Source organism: Pseudomonas sp. 13B_3.2_Bac1, assembly GCF_025466205.1.
Classification (GTDB): domain Bacteria; phylum Pseudomonadota; class Gammaproteobacteria; order Pseudomonadales; family Pseudomonadaceae; genus Aquipseudomonas; species Aquipseudomonas fluorescens_H.
On record NZ_JANLOG010000123.1, the window covers coordinates 42,886 to 62,879 of the forward strand.

Here is a 19,994-nt window from a genome sequence, read left to right on the forward strand (position 1 = left end):
AAATTCACATGGCAACGCTCATCGGGATCGTCACTAAAGTCATTGGTCAGGTTTTTGCGCAGGGCACCGACGGCACTCGTCGCGCCCTGGTCGAGGGCGATCGCCTGTTTGCCGGCGATCAAGTGATCACCGGGGCAGAAGGCGCCGTCGCCGTTCATCTGCAAAATGGCCACGAGTTGACCCTGGGCCGCGACAGCAGCATGGTCATGTCCGGGCAATTGCTGGCCAATCAGGCGCCGCATGTCGATTCGCCAGAAGCGCTGACCCCGACCGAAGCGCAATTGACCGACGTTGAGCAAATCCAGAAAGCCATCGCCGCCGGTGAAGACCCGACCAAAGCCGCCGAAGCGACTGCTGCCGGGCCGAATGCGCCAACGGGTGTACCGGGGGAACTGGGTGGTGGCCACAGTTTTGTGTTGCTGACGGAAGTCGGCGGACGCGTCGATCCGCGAATCGGTTTCCCCACCGCCGGTTTCAACGGGATTCCCGAGTTTCCCCTGGAACGGCACTACATCGTCGATAACAACGGCGACAACACTCCGGCGCCAGTGGTGCCGCCAGCGGTGAATAATCCGGTGACGCTCAGTGGCCTGTCGGTGCCGGGCGGTGAACTGACCGTCAACGAAGCCAATCTGCCCGACGGCTCTGCCGCCAACCCCGTTGCGCTGATTCAAAGCGGCAGCTTTACCGTGAGCGCCCCGGACGGTCTGAGCAGCCTGAACATCGGCGGCATCAACGTGATCAGCGGTGGCGTGGCCGTCGGTTTTCCGCAGTCGATCACCACCCAGTTGGGCAATACCCTGACCATCACCGGTTACAACGCGAGCACCGGCGTGGTCAGTTACAGCTACACCCTCAATGGCAATGACGCCCATCCGGCCGGTGGCGGCGCCAACAGCCTGAGCGAGCATTTCACCGTGACGGCGGGTGACAGCAATGGCGACAGCGCCACTGGCTCGCTCGACGTCAACATCATCGACGACGTGCCCCGAGCGGTGAATGACAGCAACACCGGCACCGCGTCGGAAACCAATCTGACGCTGACCGGCAACGTGCTGACCAATGACGTACAAGGTGCTGACCGCGTCGCTGGCGGGCCGGTCACTCCCGGTACTTTCACGGGAACCTTCGGCACTTTGGTACTGCACGCCGATGGCACTTACACCTACACCCTGAACACCAGCGACGCCGATTTCAAAAGCCTGCACGGTGGTGGCAACGGTACTGAAACGTTCGCCTACACCATCACCGATTCCGACGGTGACAGCAGCACCGCGAATCTGGTGCTGCAGATCCACAACAACGATGATCCGGTGACGATCAATAACGGTATCAATGGCGGCGTGCTGACCGTGAATGAGGCCAATCTCGGCAGCGGCAGTGCGCCCGATGCAGCGGCGTTGACGCAAAACGGCAGCCTCACCATCACCGCGCCGGACGGCGTCACCACGCTGATGGTGGGCGGTATCGCCGTGGTCACCAATGGCGTGGCCGCAGGCTTCCCGCAATCGATCACCACGCCCTTGGGCAGCACGCTGACCGTCACCGGATTCAACGCGGCGACCGGCGTTCTCACCTACAGCTACACCCTCAATCACAACGACGCGCACCCGACCGGCAATGGCGCCAATACGTTGCCCGAACAGTTTGCCGTGACGGTGACGGACGACAACGGCAGCACCGCCAATACCACCATCAGCGCGAACATCATTGACGACGTGCCCAAAGCCGTCGATGACAGCAACACTGGTACTGCCTCGGAAACCAATCTGACCCTGACCGGCAACGTGCTGACCAACGACGTGCAGGGTGCTGACCGTGTACCCACCGGCCCCGTCACTGCTGGCACCTTCACTGGCACTTACGGCTCGCTTGAACTGCACTCCGATGGCACTTACACCTACACGCTGAACCCGACCGATGCCGATTTCAAAAACCTGCATGGCGGCGGCAATGGTACTGAAACGTTCACCTACACCATCACCGATTCGGACGGTGATACCAGCACTGCGAACCTCGTCCTGCAGATCCACAACAACGACGATCCGGTGGTCATCAGCGGCCTGGATGTGAACGGCGGCGAACTCACCGTTTACGAAAAAAACCTAAGTACCGGTAGCGCTCCTGACGCTAATGCACTGACCCAAAGCGGCACCTTCACGATCACCGCTTTGGACGGCGTGACAACGCTCACTGTCGGCGGCATCGCGGTGGTCACCAACGGTGTGGCCGCAGGCTTCCCGCAATCGGTCACCACGCCATTGGGCAGCACGCTGACCATCACTGGTTTCAACGCGGCCACCGGTGTTGTCAGCTACAGCTACACCCTCGACCACAACGACGCCCATCCAACCGGCAATGGCGCAAACAACCTGCCGGAACAGTTCGCCGTCACGGTGGTGGACGACAACGGCACCACCGCCAACGCCACCCTCGACGTCAACGTGATCGACGACGTGCCCAAAGCGGTGAACGATGCCAACACCGGCACCGCTTCGGAAACCAATCTGACCCTGACCGGAAATGTCCTGACCAACGACGTGCAGGGTGCTGACCGTGTTCCGACCGGCCCAGTGACTGCCGGTACTTTCAACGGCACTTACGGCACCCTGGAACTGCACACTGACGGCACCTACACCTACACGCTCAATCCCACCGACGCCGACTTCAAAAACCTGCACGGCGGAGGCAATGGCACCGAAACCTTCACCTACACCATCACCGATTCCGACGGCGATACCAGCACCGCAAACCTCGTCCTGCAGATCCACAACAACGACGATCCGGTGGTCATCAGCGGCCTCGACGTAAACGGCGGCGAGCTGACGGTTTACGAAAAAAACCTAAGCACCGGTAGTGCTCCTGATGCCAACGCGCTGACCCAAAGCGGCACCTTCACCATCACCGCTTTGGACGGCGTGACAACGCTCACCGTCGGCGGCATTGCCGTGGTCACCAATGGCGTAGCCGCAGGCTTCCCGCAATCCGTCACCACACCGCTGGGCAGCACGCTGACCATCACCGGTTTCAACGCGGCCACCGGTGTTGTCAGCTACAGCTACACCCTCGACCACAACGACGCGCACCCAACCGCCAACGGCGCGAACAACCTGCCCGAGCAGTTCGCCGTCACCGTGGTCGATGACAACGGCACCACCGCCAACGCAACCCTCGACGTCAACATCATCGACGACCTGCCGAAAGCGGTGAACGACAGCAATACCGGCACCGCCTCGGAAACCAACCTCACGCTGACCGGCAATGTGCTGACTAACGACGTGCAGGGCGCCGACCGCGTACCCACCGGCCCCGTGACTGCCGGGACTTTCAACGGCACTTACGGCACCCTGGAACTGCACACTGACGGCACCTACACCTACACGCTCAACCCGACCGACGCCGACTTCAAAAACCTGCACGGCGGCGGCAATGGTACTGAAACGTTCACCTACACCATCACCGACTCCGATGGCGATACCAGCACCGCAAACCTCGTCCTGCAGATCCACAACAACGACGATCCCGTGGTTATCACCGGCCTCGACGTAAACGGCGGCGAACTCACCGTTTACGAAAAAAACCTCAGCACCGGCAGCGCTCCTGACGCCAACGCGCTGACCCAAAGCGGCACCTTCACCATTACCGCTCTGGACGGCGTCACCACGCTGACCGTCGGTGGTATCGCCGTGGTCACCAACGGCGTGGCCGCAGGCTTCCCGCAATCAGTCACCACGCCATTGGGCAGCACGCTCACCATCACCGGTTTCAACGCAACGACCGGCGTGGTCAGCTACAGCTACACCCTCGACCACAACGACGCGCACCCAACCGGCAACGGTGCGAACAACCTGCCCGAGCAGTTCGCCGTCACCGTGGTCGACGACAACGACACCACCGCCAACGCGACCCTCGACGTCAACGTGATCGACGACGTGCCCAAAGCCGTCAACGACAGCAATGCCAACACTGCGTCAGAAACCAACCTGACCCTGACCGGCAACGTTCTTACCAATGATGTACAAGGCGCTGACCGCGTACCCACCGGCCCAGTGACTGCCGGGACTTTCACCGGCACTTACGGCACTCTCGAACTGCACACCGACGGCACTTATACCTACACGCTCAACCCAACCGACGCCGACTTCAAAAACCTGCACGGCGGCGGCAATGGCACCGAGAATTTCACCTACACCATCACTGACTCGGACGGCGATACCAGCACCGCGAACCTCGTCCTGCAGATCCACAACAACGACGATCCGGTGGTCATCAGCGGCCTGGATGTGAACGGCGGCGAGCTGACGGTTTACGAAAAAAACCTCAGCACCGGTAGCGCGCCCGATGCCAACGCGCTGACCCAGAGCGGCACGTTCACCATCACCGCACTCGATGGCGTGACGACGCTGACCGTCGGCGGTATCGCCGTGGTCACCAACGGCGTGGCCGCAGGCTTCCCGCAATCGGTTACCACGCCACTGGGCAGCACACTGACCATCACCGGTTTCAACGCAACGACCGGCGTGGTCAGCTACAGCTACACGTTGGATCACAACGATGCCCATCCAACCGGCAACGGTGCGAACAACCTGCCCGAGCAATTCGCCGTCACCGTCGTCGACGACAACGGCACCACTGCCAACGCCACCCTCGATGTGAATATCATCGACGACCTGCCAAAAGCAGTGAACGACAGCAACACCGGCACTGCTTCGGAAACCAACCTGACGCTGACCGGCAACGTCCTTACCAATGACGTGCAGGGTGCTGACCGTGTTCCGACCGGCCCAGTGACTGCCGGTACTTTCACCGGAACCTACGGCACCCTGGAACTGCACACAGACGGCACTTACACCTACACGCTCAACCCAACCGATGCCGACTTCAAAAACCTGCACGGCGGCGGCAATGGCACCGAAACCTTCACCTACACCATCACCGATTCGGACGGCGATACCAGCACCGCAAACCTCGTCCTGCAGATCCACAACAACGACGATCCGGTGATCCTCAACGGTCTCGACGTCAACGGCGGCGAACTCACTGTCTACGAAAAAAACCTTGGTAACGGCAGTGCGCCGGACGCCACGGCACTGACCCAAAGCGGCACTTTCACCGTGACTGCGCTCGACGGTCTGCAAACCCTGACTGTCGGCGGTATTGCCGTGGTCACCAATGGTGTGGCCGCAGGTTTCCCGCAATCGATCACCACGCCGCTGGGCAGTACACTGACCATCTCCGGCTATAACCCGACCACGGGTGTCGTGACCTACAGCTATACCCTGGTGCATAACGACGCACACCCGACCGGCAACGGCGCCAACAGCCTCACCGAGAATTTCAACGTGGTCGCCACCGATGGCGACGGCAGCACGGCGTCCGGGCAGATCAACGTCAACATCATCGACGACTTGCCGACCGCCAAAGCCGACACCGGCTCGGTGACGGAGGGCGGCACGGTCAACATCAGCGTGCTCGGTAACGACGTCACCGGCGCCGATGGCGCAGCGGCGGGTGGGGCAGTGGTGGGCGTGCGTGCCGGCAGCAACACCGCGAGCTCGGCGATCGGTGGCCTCAACAGCAACATCAATGGCACCTACGGCTACCTGACCCTGGACGCGGCGGGCAACGCCGTTTACCACAGCAACCCGAACTCGGTGAGCCCGCCGGGCGCCACCGATACGTTCACCTACACCATCCGCGATGGCGACGGTGACGAAAGCACCACCACCATCACCATCAACGTTGCCGACAGCAAACTCGTGGCCTCGGTGGATCAGGACGTGACGGTCTACGAAAAAGCCCTCGACCTGACCAAGGATGGCCAGGACCTGGCCCCCGGCACGGTCACCGGCAGCGATCCGAGCAGCACCGGCGAAACCGCCACCGGCACATTGGTTGGTGCGGTCACCGGTGGCAGTGGCGCGATCACGTACACGCTGGTCGGCAGTTCGACTGGCCAGTACGGGCAGATCCAGCTCAACGCCGACGGCACTTACACCTACACCCTGACCTCGGCGCCGAAAACCACGCCAAGCGCCAACGATGGGGCCAACACCCTCAGCGAAAGTTTCACCTACAAAGCCACCGATGCCTTGGGCAACAGCACCACCAGCACCATCGTGGTCAACATCGTCGATGACGTGCCCAAAGCGGTGCCGTCGGATCGCTCGGTGGCGGCGGTAGAGATCGACTCCAACATCCTCATCGTCCTCGACATTTCCGGCAGCATGGCCGACGCGTCCGGCGTGCCGGGCCTGTCGCGCCTGGCGTTGGCCAAACAGGCGATCAGCGCCTTGCTCGACAAATATGACGACCTCGGCGATGTGAAAGTGCAACTGGTGACCTTCAGCAGCAGCGCCACTGACCGCACCTCGGTGTGGGTCGATGTGGCCACCGCCAAAACCCTGCTGGCCGGCCTCACCGCCGGCGGCGGCACCAACTACGACGCCGCCGTGGCGGCGATGCAGACCGCGTTCAACACCGCCGGCAAACAGGACGGTGCGCAGAACATCGGTTACTTCTTCTCCGACGGTAAACCCACCGCCGGCCAGGAAATCGGCAGCGCCGACGAGACCGCACTCAAAGCCTTCCTTGATGCCAACAACATCAAGAACTACGCCATCGGCCTGGGCAGCGGCGTGAGCAACGCCAACCTCGATCCATTGGCCTATGACGGCATCAGCCACACCGACACCAATGCGGTGGTGGTCACCGACCTCAATCAGCTCAACTCGGTGTTGTCGGGCACCGTGGTTGGCGCGCCGGTCACCGGCTCTCTGCTGGGTGACACGGGCACCTTCGGCGCCGATGGAGGTTTCATCAAATCCATTGTGGTCGATGGCACCACGTACACCTATGACCCGAAAGCCAACGGCGGCCAAGGTTCGTTGGTCGCGAGCGGTGGCACCAACCACGGCACCTTCGACACCACGACCAACACCCTGAGCGTCGCCACCAACAACAGCGGCACGCTGCAGATCAACCTCGACACTGGCGATTACACCTACATCTCACAGAAAACCACGACCACCGTGATCACCGAGAACATCGGTTTCACCCTCAGCGACAACGACGGCGACCTCGCCAGCTCGACGCTGACCGTGAAAGTGATCCCCAACTTGCCACCCGTGGCGGTCGACGACCATGTCATCACCAACGTGCTGTCGAGCACGGTCACGGTGCCGGGCGAGTTGTTGCTGGCCAACGACAGCGACCCGGACGGCGATCCGCTGACTGCTTCGCCAACCACCTTCAACACCGGTTGGGCGGCCAAGGGTGCGGACTTCACCGGCACCGGCGCGATCAACTTCGCCGGCACCGGCAACACCGCCGCCAACCAGAACCTGGCCGACGTGCGCAGCGCCTTCACCGCCAATGCCACGGCGATGACCGCAGTGCTGGTGGTCAGCGGCTACCTCGGCGCGGTGACCACCGCCAACGCCAACGATGAAGACCTGATCACCGTCAAACTGAAACAGGGCGAAACCCTCAACCTGGATCACAACCTGGCGGCCGGGCACATCACCATGGAGTACTCGGTGAATGGCGGCGCGTTCGTCAGCATCGCCGATGGCGGCACCATCACCGCCAGCGCCGACGGCACCTACCAGATTCACGTCACCAACATCAGCAACACCAGCGGCAGCAACCCGACGGCGGCGGAAAATTACCAACTGACCATGACGGTCAACTACGCCGGCGCCCACGACGTGACGCCAGACTTCAACGGCACCTACACCGCCAACGACAACCATGGCGGCAGCGACACGGCCAACGTCAGCATCACTTATCAGGACGGTCATACGCTCACCGGTACGTCGGGGGATGACATTCTGGTGGCCGGCACCGGCAACAACATCCTTAACGGTGGCGACGGCAATGATGTGCTCAGCGGCGGTTCAGGCAACAACGAAATGCACGGCGGCGCCGGCAACGACTTGCTCTACAGCGGCCCGGGCAACGACATCCTCGATGGCGGTACCGGCATCGACACCGTGAGCTATGCGCATGCGACGGCCGGGGTCACGGTCAACCTGAGCCTGCTCGTGCCGCAAAACACCATCGGCGCTGGCATCGACACCATTACCAACGTCGAAAATCTCATCGGTTCGAACTTCAATGACACCCTCACCGGTGACAACAATAACAACATGATCAACGGCGGTCTGGGCAACGACATCCTCAACGGTGGCGGTGGCGATGACCTGCTGATCGGCGGTATGGGCAACAACACCCTGACCGGCGGGCCGGGAGCCGACACCTTCCAGTACCTCAAGGGCAACAGTGGCCACGACACCATCACCGACTTCACACCCGGCACCGACAAGCTCGACCTGTCGCAACTGCTGCAAGGTGAAAACGGCACCACCGCATCGCTCGACGACTACCTGCACTTCACCGTCACCGGCAGCGGCGCGTCGGTGCTGACCAGCATCAATGTCAGTGCCATCGCCGGCGCGACGCCGAACCAGACCATCGACCTGGCCGGCGTCAACCTCGCCAGCCACTACGGTGTAACGCCGGGGGCGGGCGGGGTGATCGCCAGCGGACACGACACGGCGACGATCATCAGCGGCATGCTCAATGATCATTCGCTGAAAGTGGACACGGTGTGATCGAGGCCTGAAACGACAAAACCCGCCGTTCCGATCAGTCGGGACGACGGGTTTTTTCTGTCTGGAGAACGGTGTTGCCAGTGAGCCAGCCTTCGCGAGCAGGCCTACCAGTCGACCAATCCCTAACTGAATGCACTCGGTCACATGGTGGGAGCTGGCTTGCCAGCGATGGCGGCCTGACGGCCGATCAATATCTAACTGAATGCACCCAATCCAATTGTGGGAGCCAGCCTACGAGCCGACCAATCCCTGGCTGAATGCTTTCGGTCAAATTGTGGGAGCTGGCTTGCCAGCGATGGCGGCCTACGAGCCGACCAATCCCCAACTGAATGCACTCATTCCAACTGTGGGAGCGGGCTTGCTCGCGAATGCGACCAGCCAGACAACATCAAAACAACAGAGCAGACTCCGCACATAAACGCACCCTCGCAACCACGTTTAAAGTACACGAACCGTTACGCCATAACGGCTACAACGCCTTGCGCCGTTACCTACGCGTACGCCAGAATCCGCCGGCTTACACGGCTATGGGCCGGGCTATATCGTTTCCCTGTCACTGAAAATCAGTGATCGGGTTTGGTAGCCCATTTCGGTACGGTCGTATGGCATCACCTTATGCAGCCTCTCTTTTGCGGCTCAGCTTTATATGGTGGACATGCGTGGGGCTCACTCGTGAGCGCCGGGTTCCGTATCGACCGGTCTACCAACCCGCGCATGGCCGCCACCCATCGTTTGGTAGCGAGGGTGATGGCTCCTATTTCTCGATACGGAGTTTCATCCATGTTCAAAGCCACACCCAACCCCCGGACGTCGATCCAATCCCATACGACCCGGCCCTCGACCCGCAGAAGATAAAAGCGGCAACCGACCGCGCCATCAACTTCTACCTCAACCCCGGCGCACTGAAGATCTCCATCCCCTCAGTACCGTCAGGCAAATCAAGCAGAATCTTCCTCATCGACCCCACCGTGGACGAAGAAACCTTGCTCGTCGAAGCCTGCGAATCATTAGCCGCCGCCAGTGACATGGCTCGCGACATCGGCGACACCGTCGAGAACCCACAGCGCCGGGCCATGCTGATGCTGCATCAGGTGATCATGCTCAGTGAACTGATGGTCAACCGAGTGCTGGACGGCCGCCGCGTGCCGAACTAACTGCCCGGTCCCCTGTAGGAGCTGCCGCAGGCTGCGATCTTTTGACGTTGCTTTAAAAAACAAGATCAAAAGATCGTCCGAACGCGGCCCGAACCTGCGGCAGCTCCTACAGGTCGTCATTCATTCAAAGTGCCTCGATCGGAGTTCCAGCTGATGTCCGAAACCCCACCCAATCCGCCGGCCACAGACCCGGTGTCACCCTACGAATCCCTCAACTCCAGAAAACTCCACGAAGCCGCCGAACGCGCCCTCGACCACTACCTCGCGCCCGCGCACATCATGGCAACGCCTTACACCCCCAGCAGCATGTTCCTGGTCAACCCGCAAACCGACACTGAATCCCTGCTGGCCAACGCCTGCGAATCCCTGGCTTCGGCCACGGTGATGCTCGGTGACTTCGCCGGGACACTGGAAGGGCCGAGCCGCAATACCGCGCTGGGCATTGCGCAAGTAGTGATGCTGGGGGAGTTGGCGGTGAATCAGGCGCTGGATAATGTTGGGTCTAAGGAATAGGCGCTGGCAGATCTGGCCTCTTCGCGAGCAAGCCCGCTCCCACAGTGGATCTGCGTTGGTCACTGCTGCCGGAGGGCAGTTGCGGTTCCGTGCGGCCGGGGATCTCCGGTTCACGCAGGGCCTTGGGAATTTCTCTGGACGGTTGAATGAGCATGCTGGCAACTCCGGTTGGAATAGGGGCGGCACAGGGATTTAAGGCTCAGGTGAGGCGGGTTGGCTACTGTCAGAAATTACAGGTGGGGGCGTATTTGCGACGAGTGGTAACGACCACGACGTGAACATCGACTGCACCCCCGGCACCGACAGATCAGCGGCATGCTCAATGATCATTCGTTGAAGGTGAACACGGTGAGATCAAGGCCTGACACCAAACCCAATCTGCCGGCCACAGATCCGGTATCACCCTACGAATCACTCCACTCCAGAAAACTCCACGAAGCCGCGGAACGCATTCTCGACCACTACCTCGCGCCCGCGCACATCATGGCAACGCCGCCGAATCCCTATCCAGGTTGGGATCGAGACTGCTCGCGAAGAGGTCATTATCTGCACCGAATTTTGCGCTGCGCACCTCGGTGGTTTCCGATGGACGGTAGCCATACCTGTAATTTCTGACAGTAGGCAGGGCTTCTTGCCGGGCATTAAATGAAGCCATCACTCAAGCAGCTCAAACCGCGCTGCCCGTCACTGTCGAAAAGGAAGGCCGGAAATGGCGAAGCCCAAAGAACCTGGCGAACGGTCACACATCGAGAATGCACCTGTGGAGGCGATGCAGATCGATGCGCCGACAGTGCCTGCCGTGCTTGATCCCGATGACCCCTGGGGGTTGTTGCCATTGTCGGCGCTGAATGAGGATCTGAGCGTCGAGTTCATGGATTTTGAACAGGGTTTTCCTTTGCCGGGCGAAGAAGATCTGGTCGAGCTGGGCTTCATGGAAAAGAATGCGACTTTTCGAATGGTCGATTTTAAGTGGTATCCGACCGAAGACCCCATCGACTTTCCGCAAACCCTGAAAGTACCGAGTTATCTGCTCCAAAATGAAGGTGCTTTCGAGGTGGCGATCCGGATTTCCAGGTACGGCAGCAATCCGGTTGAAGGTGACCGCAAAACCCTGACCATCGATAAAACCAAACCCAACTACGGCAACTCACCGGGCCCGGTGGAATTCCCGGCCGCGCTGGGCGGCGTCATCAACGAAACCTATCTTATCCGCGAGGGTGAGGTCAGTGTTCTGGCACCTTTCTATGACGATGTAAAGGCCGGGGATCGCGCGAGGTATTACTGGACCGCTAACCCGAATCCGCCTGACTCAGAGATTGCGATACGCGAGCAAGAATTCAGCGCGGAAGATATCGCCGCCAGACAGTTGCGTATCACCGTGTACGCCGACGAGATTCGTGCCGGGGCGGCAGGTCGACGCGCCCTCTATTACTTTTTGAGGGACCGGGCCGGTAACGAAGGGCCCCGCTCCATTCTCTCGTGGATCGAGGTTGACCTTTCGCCCGCGCCGGGTGCGCTGCAGCCGCCCAAGGTGCCGTTGTCTGACCGAGGGCTGATTGATCGGCAACAGGCTCGTGAAGGTGTCGTTGTTGAAGTCCCTGAGTACGACTATGCAGACGCCAGCCACTGGGCCGCCATTTTCTGGGATGACATCCTCGTCGATGAAATTCCAATTGATCCGTCGGACTTTCCAGCGATTGCTCCAGTGCCATGGAAGAACCTGCATGACAAGGGCGACGGGCCACGGCAGGCCAAAGTCTATTACCGGATTCGCCAGGGTTCGAGCTATGGACCTCCTTCTCCGCCGACGGCCGTTCCCGTCAACCTGACGCTGGCGGGGCAGGATCATGCCAACGCACCGGCGTTGATCAACGCAAACCTTGCACAGGTTGAGGTTTACGGCGAAAAAACCGCCACCCTCAATACCTTGCTCACCGCCGACTACGGGTATCCGGCCACGGTGAGTCTGAAGCTGTACGACGCGCCACAGGCGGGGCAGGTCATTGAGCTGTACTGGGGAAGTTACCCCGGGTTCGTCGCCCGTTATGAGGTCGAGGCTTCAGATGTTGCTGGCAAAACAGTCAAGCTTTCAGTGCCCTGGAGCGTCATCGACACCGACAAGCAGAACCCGGCACTCCCGGTTTATTACACCACCAGCAATGGCGTGAATCAGCAGCGGTCGCTGCCGACTCCGGTCAGGGTGGCCATCGTTCTGATAACAGGATTGAAAGAGCCGCTGTTTCCGGATGCTGGAATAGAGGGGGCGCTTCATTGTTGTTCCAGACCCAGGCTCTGGGAAGGCGTCAGAGTCAGAATCCCGGCTGATGCCCGCATCGAAAACGGCGACATCATCACGTTGGTCTGGCAAGGCTGTGCCGGGCTCAACGGCACCGAGCCGATCGACGGTACTTACGCAGAAATAACCAGGGAGCTGACGACGCTGCAGCCGGGTGAGGATATCGACTTTGTCGTTGACGACTACGACACCCTGATTGCGCCCATGGTCAATGAGGGTTCCGCATTGGTTTATTACCGGTTGAAAAAACGCAATGGCGGCCGAGGTAATTCGGATGATGATTACGTGATCATCAATCGCACCATGCCCAGCGGTGAAATATGTTCACCCACCAATGATTTATGTAAAGAAAACTGACGGGTTTTCGCTACGTGAAAGTGCAGTACATGCCCGGTATCTGTCTGGAAGTTCGTAGTGGGAACAGATGGCCTGGCGCATCCATTTGATCAGGAGAGCAGATAATGAATAATTTGAAAGTGTTATCCAAGGCAGAGGCTGCCCGTAGAAAACTGTATGTGTTGCGTCAGTCGCTGAAGACTCGGGCGGGCATAGCGCCGGAGGTTGTAGACTTATTACCGGCACTTCCAGGCGATCAAAACATCAAGAAGTTGCAATCAGATCGTCAGGGGAAAAATTGCGATGTACAAGTCCTCGATGTGGAAAGGCCTGAAGGTTCTGGGCCAGGGGAATTATGGATCGCCTTGTTTAAAGGAGCGCAGCTCGTTTCAGAGGATTGGACGGAAGTACCTGCATCGAGTGATGATTTTATATTGGAATTGTCAGGGCTTTACACCGGCACTCCTGGCCTGTTTGACTTGACGTACGTAATTAATTACGGTGGTGTTGATACTTCATCTGAAGTGTCGCGGTTTTATATCGACAATACGCCGCCTAATCATAATAACCCGGGGGAGGCTCCGGTGCCGCCTGCCGAAGTGATTGGTGGAGTGTTGACGCGTGAATATCTGGACAAAAACATTGAAGTAACCATGAGTATTGATACGCCCAATGATGCCGCGACGGGTGATAGTTACGCTGGTTATTATGCAGGTGTTCCTACGCAGCCCTTCATGATGGGCGAGGATTTGACTGTTCCTATCGTGATAAAAATTCCTACCGCTACAATTAAGGGTGTGGGTGAAGGGAAGCGTGATTTTTATTGCAGGTATAACGATCGAGTGGGGAATATCGGGCCGGCGGGAGACCCGTTTACATTTGATGTGCAACTGACACCAACCCCCACCGACTTGAAACCACCAGAGGCACCGGCGAACGATGATGGTGTGATCGACCGGAAGGACTCCTTTCCTTCTCTGGCAGTGGTTATTCCAACATTTTCCAATGGCTCGCCAAATGACAAGGCCGTGGTCACGTTCGATGGAAAAGAGCAACCCGGCGTACCGACCGACGGCACCAGTGAAGTGATCGTCGATGTTCCTTATGCAGATGTGGCGGCCGGTGGCGACGGGCCTCGGGATGCACGGGTCACTTACGTCATCGATCGAAATGGCAAGGAATTTCCGGAAGCAACAGGGGCGACAGTCTCGATCGATTTGACTATCGCCGGCCCCGTCAATCCTGAACCCGATCCGGAAGTGGGTAATCCTAATCTGGACGAACTGGTCGTCAAGGGCTCAACCAAAGATAACGAGTTGGTGGAAGCTGACAAAGGCAATGATATCGCCATAGATCTGGATCTCCCGGCGGGTGTCAAGCCAGGCGACCTTATCACCCTGGTGTGGCAAGGCGAAAAAGTTGCGGCGCCAGAGGGTGTGTATGAAGTGGAGGGAACGGAACCCCCTGACTTCAAAGTTCCCTTAACACTGCCATCAGAGGTATTTGAGAAAACCAAAAACGGGAAGAAAAAAGCACGTTATGTGATTACCAACCCGGCCAACGGTGAAAATGAAAACCCATCCCCGCCTACCGAAGTTAAAGTCTATATCTATCCGGTGACCTTGCCTGATCCGGTCATTCAGAATCTTTATGTCAATCCGGGGAAAATCACGTATCTGAATTGCACTTCGCTTCGAGATATTCCGTTCATTGGGTTGGCTGGAATTATCCGAGTTCGTCCTGCCGGCGGTTCGCTTGAGCAAGGTATGAAGTTGCTCTTTACCTGGTCGCGCAGAAAGCTGAGCCCGAGCGAACCTCCTATTGACGACTACCTGATCGAGAAAGTATTGCAGGGCAATGAGCATGTGGATGGCTTTGATGTGTACTTGCCATTCACTGAGGCGCTGCGGCCGATCAAGGACGGATACGGAAAAATCGTCTACACAGCGGAGATTGATGAGGAAACTCACTCCTCCAATGAACAGGAAGTCAGGGTCGTGGTCGCTGATTTCGACGAGAAATATTGCGACGAGTTAGACGATTAAATCCGCGTTTTGAAAGGCGGAGGCGTGCATTGCGCTTTCCGCCTTTCTGTTTTTACGCATGCGGGGTATTAATTCCCATCAAATTGAGGACTATTCCTACAGAGGAAATGGTTGTCTCCTTGTACATTGCCCCCCGGTTTTCTGGTTTTCAACGGAAGCATTTTCCGCGAAAAGTTGTAAGGAGGTTACATGGGATATTGTGCACATCTATTTTCATCAACAGGGTCGAGAAAACATCTGGCATGGTTGTCCCTGGTGCCGTTTTTCTCTACCAGTCCTCTTGTTTTTGCCTTGACGTCGATTGGTGCAGGGCAAACGCTGAATATCGATCAGAACACTGCACAGGATAGTTACGCTGTCCATGATGGAGGCGTATTGAACGCCACCGGTGCAAGTACTTTTGCGTTATCGATCAACACGGGAGCGCAATTCAATGCCTTGGGCGGGACCTATGCTGGCATGGGGGGCAGCGCGGGAATTGCCGTCACCAACGCCGGCGCCAATGTGTCCGATGCTACCGTCACGGGCTCGCGCATGGGCATGTTTATCGGCCGCAACGGTGGCACCACCACCGGTTCAACCGTTGTGATCAGCGGCAGTCAGATCACTGGCCAGACGGCCGGGATCGAAACCAGTGGCGGCAGTGACATTCAACTGACCGATACCCACCTGACCGCCGCCGGGGCAAGCGGCGTGGGTCTCAATTCCTTCGGCGCACAAGTCCGTGCGGTGGGAGGGAGCATGACGGGGGGCACGAACGGAATTCGGTTGCGCGCGGATACCGCAGGTGTCGGCACTGGCGCCAATGTGTCGCTGGACAATGTGCTGGTTCAAGGGCAGACCGGGGCAGCGATTCAGGCTACTTCGGGTGTCAACGCACAGATAGAGGTTCTGAACGCGACTCGTCTGCTGGCCGGCAACGGCGTGTTGCTTGATGTACAGGGTGCATCGAGTGCGACGATGAACGTGGCGGACAGCACATTGGAGGGCAATGTCAGTGTTGCCGGCAACAGTACCGCCAATCTCACCTTCGATCAGGGCAACATGAAAGGTGACGTGCTGGTGGACAGTGGATCGACCGCCAACGTCACCCTGCAGAACCACTCGCAACTGACCGGCCGCCTCGACAACGCCAGCGGCGTAACCATCAACAGTGGTTCGGTCTGGACCCTGGCCGGCAACGACACTGTAGGAACACTCGCCATGAATGGCGGGACAGTTCGCTTTGGTGCGCAGGATGTGCCCAACACGTTCTACCAGTTGAACGTCGGCACACTGGCCGGTTCGCCGGACGGTTCCAGTACGGTCGAAATGAAAGGCAATTTCGCCACCGGTCAGCACGACTTGCTCAATGTCACGGGCGTGGCCAGCGGGCAGTTCGGGTTGCTGGTGGCTGCGTCCGGTCTGGACGCGGTGAACCCCCAACAGTTGACTCTGGTGCATACCGCCGCCGGCGATGCGCAATTTGCCCTGAGAGGCGGGCGTGTCGATCTCGGTGCCTGGTCGTATGATCTGGATCAGCGAGCCGCAGGGACGGGCGGTACGGAATGGTTTCTCGACCCGACCACCAAGACCATCAGCCCCGGCGCCAAATCGGTACTGGCGCTGTTCAACGCCCCGGTGACGCTGTTGTATGCCGAGGCGGCAACGTTGCGCAGCCGCATGGGCGAGCTGCGTTTCAATGGTGGCGATACCGGCTTGTGGATGCGCACCTACGGCAACAAATACAACATCAATGCCGCTTCCGGCGTGGGTTATCAGCAGACTCAACAGGGGGTGTCCGTCGGTGTGGACACGCATCTGGGTGACAGCGCGTGGGTCGGGGGGATCATGGGTGGCTACAGCCATACCGACCTTGACGTTGCGCAGGGAACGTCGGGTACGGTCGACAGCTACTATCTGGGGCCCTATGTGACCTGGATCGACGCGCAGAGCGGCTACTACTTCGACGCTCAGCTCAAGTTCAACCGCTTCCGGAATGACACCAAAGTCGGCTTGAGCGATGGCACCCGTGCCAAGGGCAGTTACGACAACTCCGGGGTGAGCGCTTCGGCGGAGTTCGGGCGTCAGATCAAACTGGGCGGCGGTTACTTCGTCGAACCGTACGGCAAACTGTCGACCGCTGTGGTACAGGGTGACAACTTTGATCTGGACAACGGCATGCAGGCCGACGGCGATCGCAGCCGCTCGGTGCTAGGTGAAGCCGGTACCACGGTGGGTCGCACCTTCAACATGGACAACGGCATGGTCGCCCAGCCTTATGTGCGTGCGGCAGTGCAGCACGAGTTCATCAACAACAACCGCGTGACGGTCAACGACAACAATCAGTTCAACAACGACCTGTCTGGCACCCGTGGTGTGCTGGGTGCAGGCATGGCCCTGGCCGTGACCAAGGACCTGCAGGTGCATGCCGATTTCGATTACAGCAATGGCAAGAACATCGAGCAGCCGTATGGGGTGAATGTCGGGCTGCGCTGGGCCTGGTAAACGTCCTGAACCTGACCGGGTGCAACCCCCGATAAAAAACGCCTCGCCTTCGCGAGGCGTTTTTTTTGCAGGCCTTTGGCCGGTGACTCAGGTGAATTGCAACACTTCGATCTGCTGATGCCCGGACTCATTCAGGCCCCGCCATTTCGACTCGTCGCCGGAGACCCGGTAGAACAGATTCAGTGTGCCGTTCTTCAGCACTCGCAGATGTTTACCCGGCACGTGCAAGGTCACGAGGAGGTTTTTCACGTCATCCGGGCTGACGATGTGCTGTGCCTCATACAAGTAGGGATTGCCATTGGCCTTGGTGCCCAGCCAGGCCATGTTGACGGTTTCGCCCGCGGCCATGCCCGGGTACCGAATGTCCACGGTGGCCGACGTGATATCGGCGTTCACCTTACCGTTTGAGGCCTCCTTGAGGACCGGCGCGGGCACCCCGGGCACCCCGGGCATCACCTGGGCGAGTCCGTGCCTGGAGCTGAGCCCAGTGCCATCTTCTTTATCGTAGAGCACATACGATGCCTTGGCGGATCCCATTTCAAGCGCCCGGACCAGCGCATTCGGAATCTGAAACTTGAGATTGCTGGGAAGATTTTCCAGGATTTTGGATTGTTGGTTGGGCAACGTTTCGCCGGTCTGTGTTGTGCCTTCCCAGTTCATGGTGATGGTGTCACCCCGTTTGAAAGGGCTGCCGGAGGCGTGAACCTCCACGCTGGCATCGCGATCTTCCAGCTCGCCGAGATAGAGGGTGCCGTTTTTTGAGTCCTGGATAATCGGTTCATCCAGCAGTCGCTCTCCGGACATGACGTTGACGGTAGTGCTCTGGGAGGGTTTCTCGGAGAAGTTCAACACCTCGTCATGGATATCGTAAATAACCTCCACCCTGTTGCCGTCACCACCGGCGACAATTTTGTCCTTGTGGATTGTGATCACGATAGGCGTTGTGCCGGCTGCCTCGTCGGCGCTGACGATATGAGGATCGAGGGAGGCCTTGCCCCATTTCACTAGGATAACGTCGCGCACGGCGATGTTCGGGTAGGGTGGAATGACCATCGGCACCCCCCTGGCTGCCCAATCGGCATCCACGCCGTTAACGATGACGTCGCGCGGCAGTTGCACGATGTGTAGATTTGAGTGTCCGGGCTTATGGGGGTCTACGTCGTTGCCGCCGGGTAGATCCAGTTTCACCAGTATTCGCAAGGGCGTGGAGGGATCCTCTGGGGGGGTGTTGTCCGCGCGGGTCAGGATGTAGTAGACCTCGTCAGCCCAGCCGGGAAGGATGTTTGTCACCGGCAGGAAAAAAAACACCGGCTTGTTGATCTCATCTTCATCATCCAACACTCGGGTAAAGATCTTGTTGTCCTTGCCCCAATAGATATCCAGCTTGTCGCCTTCGCGCATGGGCGCGGCGTACGCGTCGACGGCACAGAACAAACCGTCGGGATAGCGGTAATAGTTCTTGAAGTTGATACCGCCGTGCCCATCGACGATCGGTGCTACGAGGTCCGAAATCCGCAAGGGGCGCAGTTGCAGTAAAGGCGTGTCGGTCTGCAAGGGTGGAAACAGGAATGAGTGAAAGTGCGTCATGACGAAAAACCTCATCGAAGGTTATGCGGTTCTGCCAGGGAGGCGTTACTTGATTGGGCCCGATGTGGCGAACCCTGGCTACTGTCAGAACTAACAGGTAGGCGCGGGTTTTCGATGAGCGGTCATGCGCTGCAAAGCAAAGCCATGGCTTGACGCCTTCGGTGATCAGAGATCAGGCGTGATCAGGACACTTGCCGGAGCACCGGCGGCGTTCTGATCGGCGGGGTTGTATCGGAAGACCTGGCCCGCTGGCGCTTCGAGGTCAATCAGGACAATGGGCAGAAAGCGCCCGGTGATCTCGAAGTAATCGCGTTGGGCGAACTGAGCCTGGGGCAGACCATTGCTGGTGTAGTGCGCTTTCAGGCTGTAATAAAACGCTTCAAGGGGGATTTGCAGGGGGATGTCCTGCGGCCAGGTCTGAATCATCACCTCGTTCCAGCCATCGCCGTTGGGCACGCTGGGGCGAACGTCGATGTTGAGCTGGAATTGCGCCGGGTCGTTGTTGAACGCACAACTGGTGCGGGGTGACTTGGCGTAGCGAGTCACCCAGGCCTCGACACTGGTGACACCCAGCTCGTGACACATGTCACCGCGGGTACGGCAGGTGTCCTGAGGGCGGCTGGTGGCGCCATCGAAGGGGTAGGCACACATCACGTTCAGGGGATATGCCGCCGGGGCAAAGCTTTCGCGAACGAGAAAACCTTGCGCGTACACCGGTTTGGTCAGCCCTGCATCCTTGCGTAAATAGGTGAAGGAAACACCGCCATTGCCTACTGATGTCGGGCTGGGATTCCACATGTGAAAAGCCTTGGACGCCTGGGTGGCACGCAGCAGGACACCGTCGCAGAAGTACGCGGTTTTACCCCCCTGACAGGTCGCTGCGGTGTTCTCATACCGCGCGTTCAACCGCGAAGCGACCTCATAGCCGTTGTACAACTGGTCCTGCAGGTTGAAGCCGAAT

6 protein-coding genes and 3 pseudogenes are annotated in these 19,994 nt (G+C 59.0%); 7 read left to right on the forward strand and 2 right to left on the reverse strand.

Annotated elements, in window-relative coordinates; all coding sequences use genetic code 11:
• The first annotated feature begins 8 nt into the window (after window positions 1–8).
• From NTD85_RS20790 to NTD85_RS20815, 7 genes and pseudogenes are all read left to right on the forward strand, one after another.
• Window positions 9–8,615 (forward strand): retention module-containing protein, encoded by an 8,607-nt coding sequence (locus NTD85_RS20790; protein WP_262143092.1) that lies wholly within the window; start codon window positions 9–11, stop codon window positions 8,613–8,615.
• 780 nt (window positions 8,616–9,395) lie between these two features.
• Window positions 9,396–9,769, forward strand: a pseudogene (locus tag NTD85_RS20795) (DUF6124 family protein).
• Window positions 9,770–9,922: 153 nt separating this feature from the next.
• A complete protein-coding gene (locus NTD85_RS20800) occupies window positions 9,923–10,282 on the forward strand; it encodes a DUF6124 family protein (protein ID WP_262143093.1) in 360 nt (119 codons plus the stop codon).
• 315 nt (window positions 10,283–10,597) lie between these two features.
• Window positions 10,598–10,792, forward strand: a pseudogene (locus tag NTD85_RS27795) (hypothetical protein); the annotation flags it as partial.
• Between the two features lie 199 nt (window positions 10,793–10,991).
• Window positions 10,992–12,935, forward strand: a complete 1,944-nt coding sequence (locus tag NTD85_RS20805) for a hypothetical protein (RefSeq protein WP_262143094.1) — start codon at window positions 10,992–10,994, stop codon at window positions 12,933–12,935.
• A gap of 104 nt (window positions 12,936–13,039) precedes the next feature.
• Window positions 13,040–14,959, forward strand: coding sequence for a hypothetical protein (locus tag NTD85_RS20810; RefSeq protein ID WP_262143095.1), 1,920 nt, complete (start codon window positions 13,040–13,042; stop codon window positions 14,957–14,959).
• Between the two features lie 375 nt (window positions 14,960–15,334).
• Window positions 15,335–17,446 carry an autotransporter outer membrane beta-barrel domain-containing protein gene (locus NTD85_RS20815; RefSeq protein ID WP_262143096.1) on the forward strand — a complete coding sequence of 704 codons (2,112 nt, stop codon included), beginning with the start codon at window positions 15,335–15,337 and terminating at the stop codon, window positions 17,444–17,446.
• Between the two features lie 87 nt (window positions 17,447–17,533).
• Here NTD85_RS20815 and NTD85_RS20820 read toward each other — a convergent pair whose 3' ends face one another.
• Complete coding sequence (locus NTD85_RS20820) at window positions 17,534–19,033, reverse strand: hypothetical protein (protein WP_262143097.1); 1,500 nt, start codon at window positions 19,031–19,033, stop codon at window positions 17,534–17,536.
• A gap of 165 nt (window positions 19,034–19,198) precedes the next feature.
• A pseudogene (locus tag NTD85_RS20825) lies at window positions 19,199–19,994 on the reverse strand (hypothetical protein); the annotation flags it as partial.

What these genes read in the sequence shown, in the direction of transcription:
- NTD85_RS20790 (WP_262143092.1), top strand. Translation starts at nt 9, where the DNA reads ATGGCAACGCTCATCGGGATCGTCACTAAAGTCATTGGTCAGGTTTTT.
- NTD85_RS20805 (WP_262143094.1), top strand. Translation starts at nt 10,992, where the DNA reads ATGGCGAAGCCCAAAGAACCTGGCGAACGGTCACACATCGAGAATGCA.
- NTD85_RS20800 (WP_262143093.1), top strand. Translation starts at nt 9,923, where the DNA reads ATGTCCGAAACCCCACCCAATCCGCCGGCCACAGACCCGGTGTCACCC.
- NTD85_RS20810 (WP_262143095.1), top strand. Translation starts at nt 13,040, where the DNA reads ATGAATAATTTGAAAGTGTTATCCAAGGCAGAGGCTGCCCGTAGAAAA.
- NTD85_RS20820 (WP_262143097.1), bottom strand. Translation starts at nt 19,033, where the DNA reads ATGACGCACTTTCACTCATTCCTGTTTCCACCCTTGCAGACCGACACG.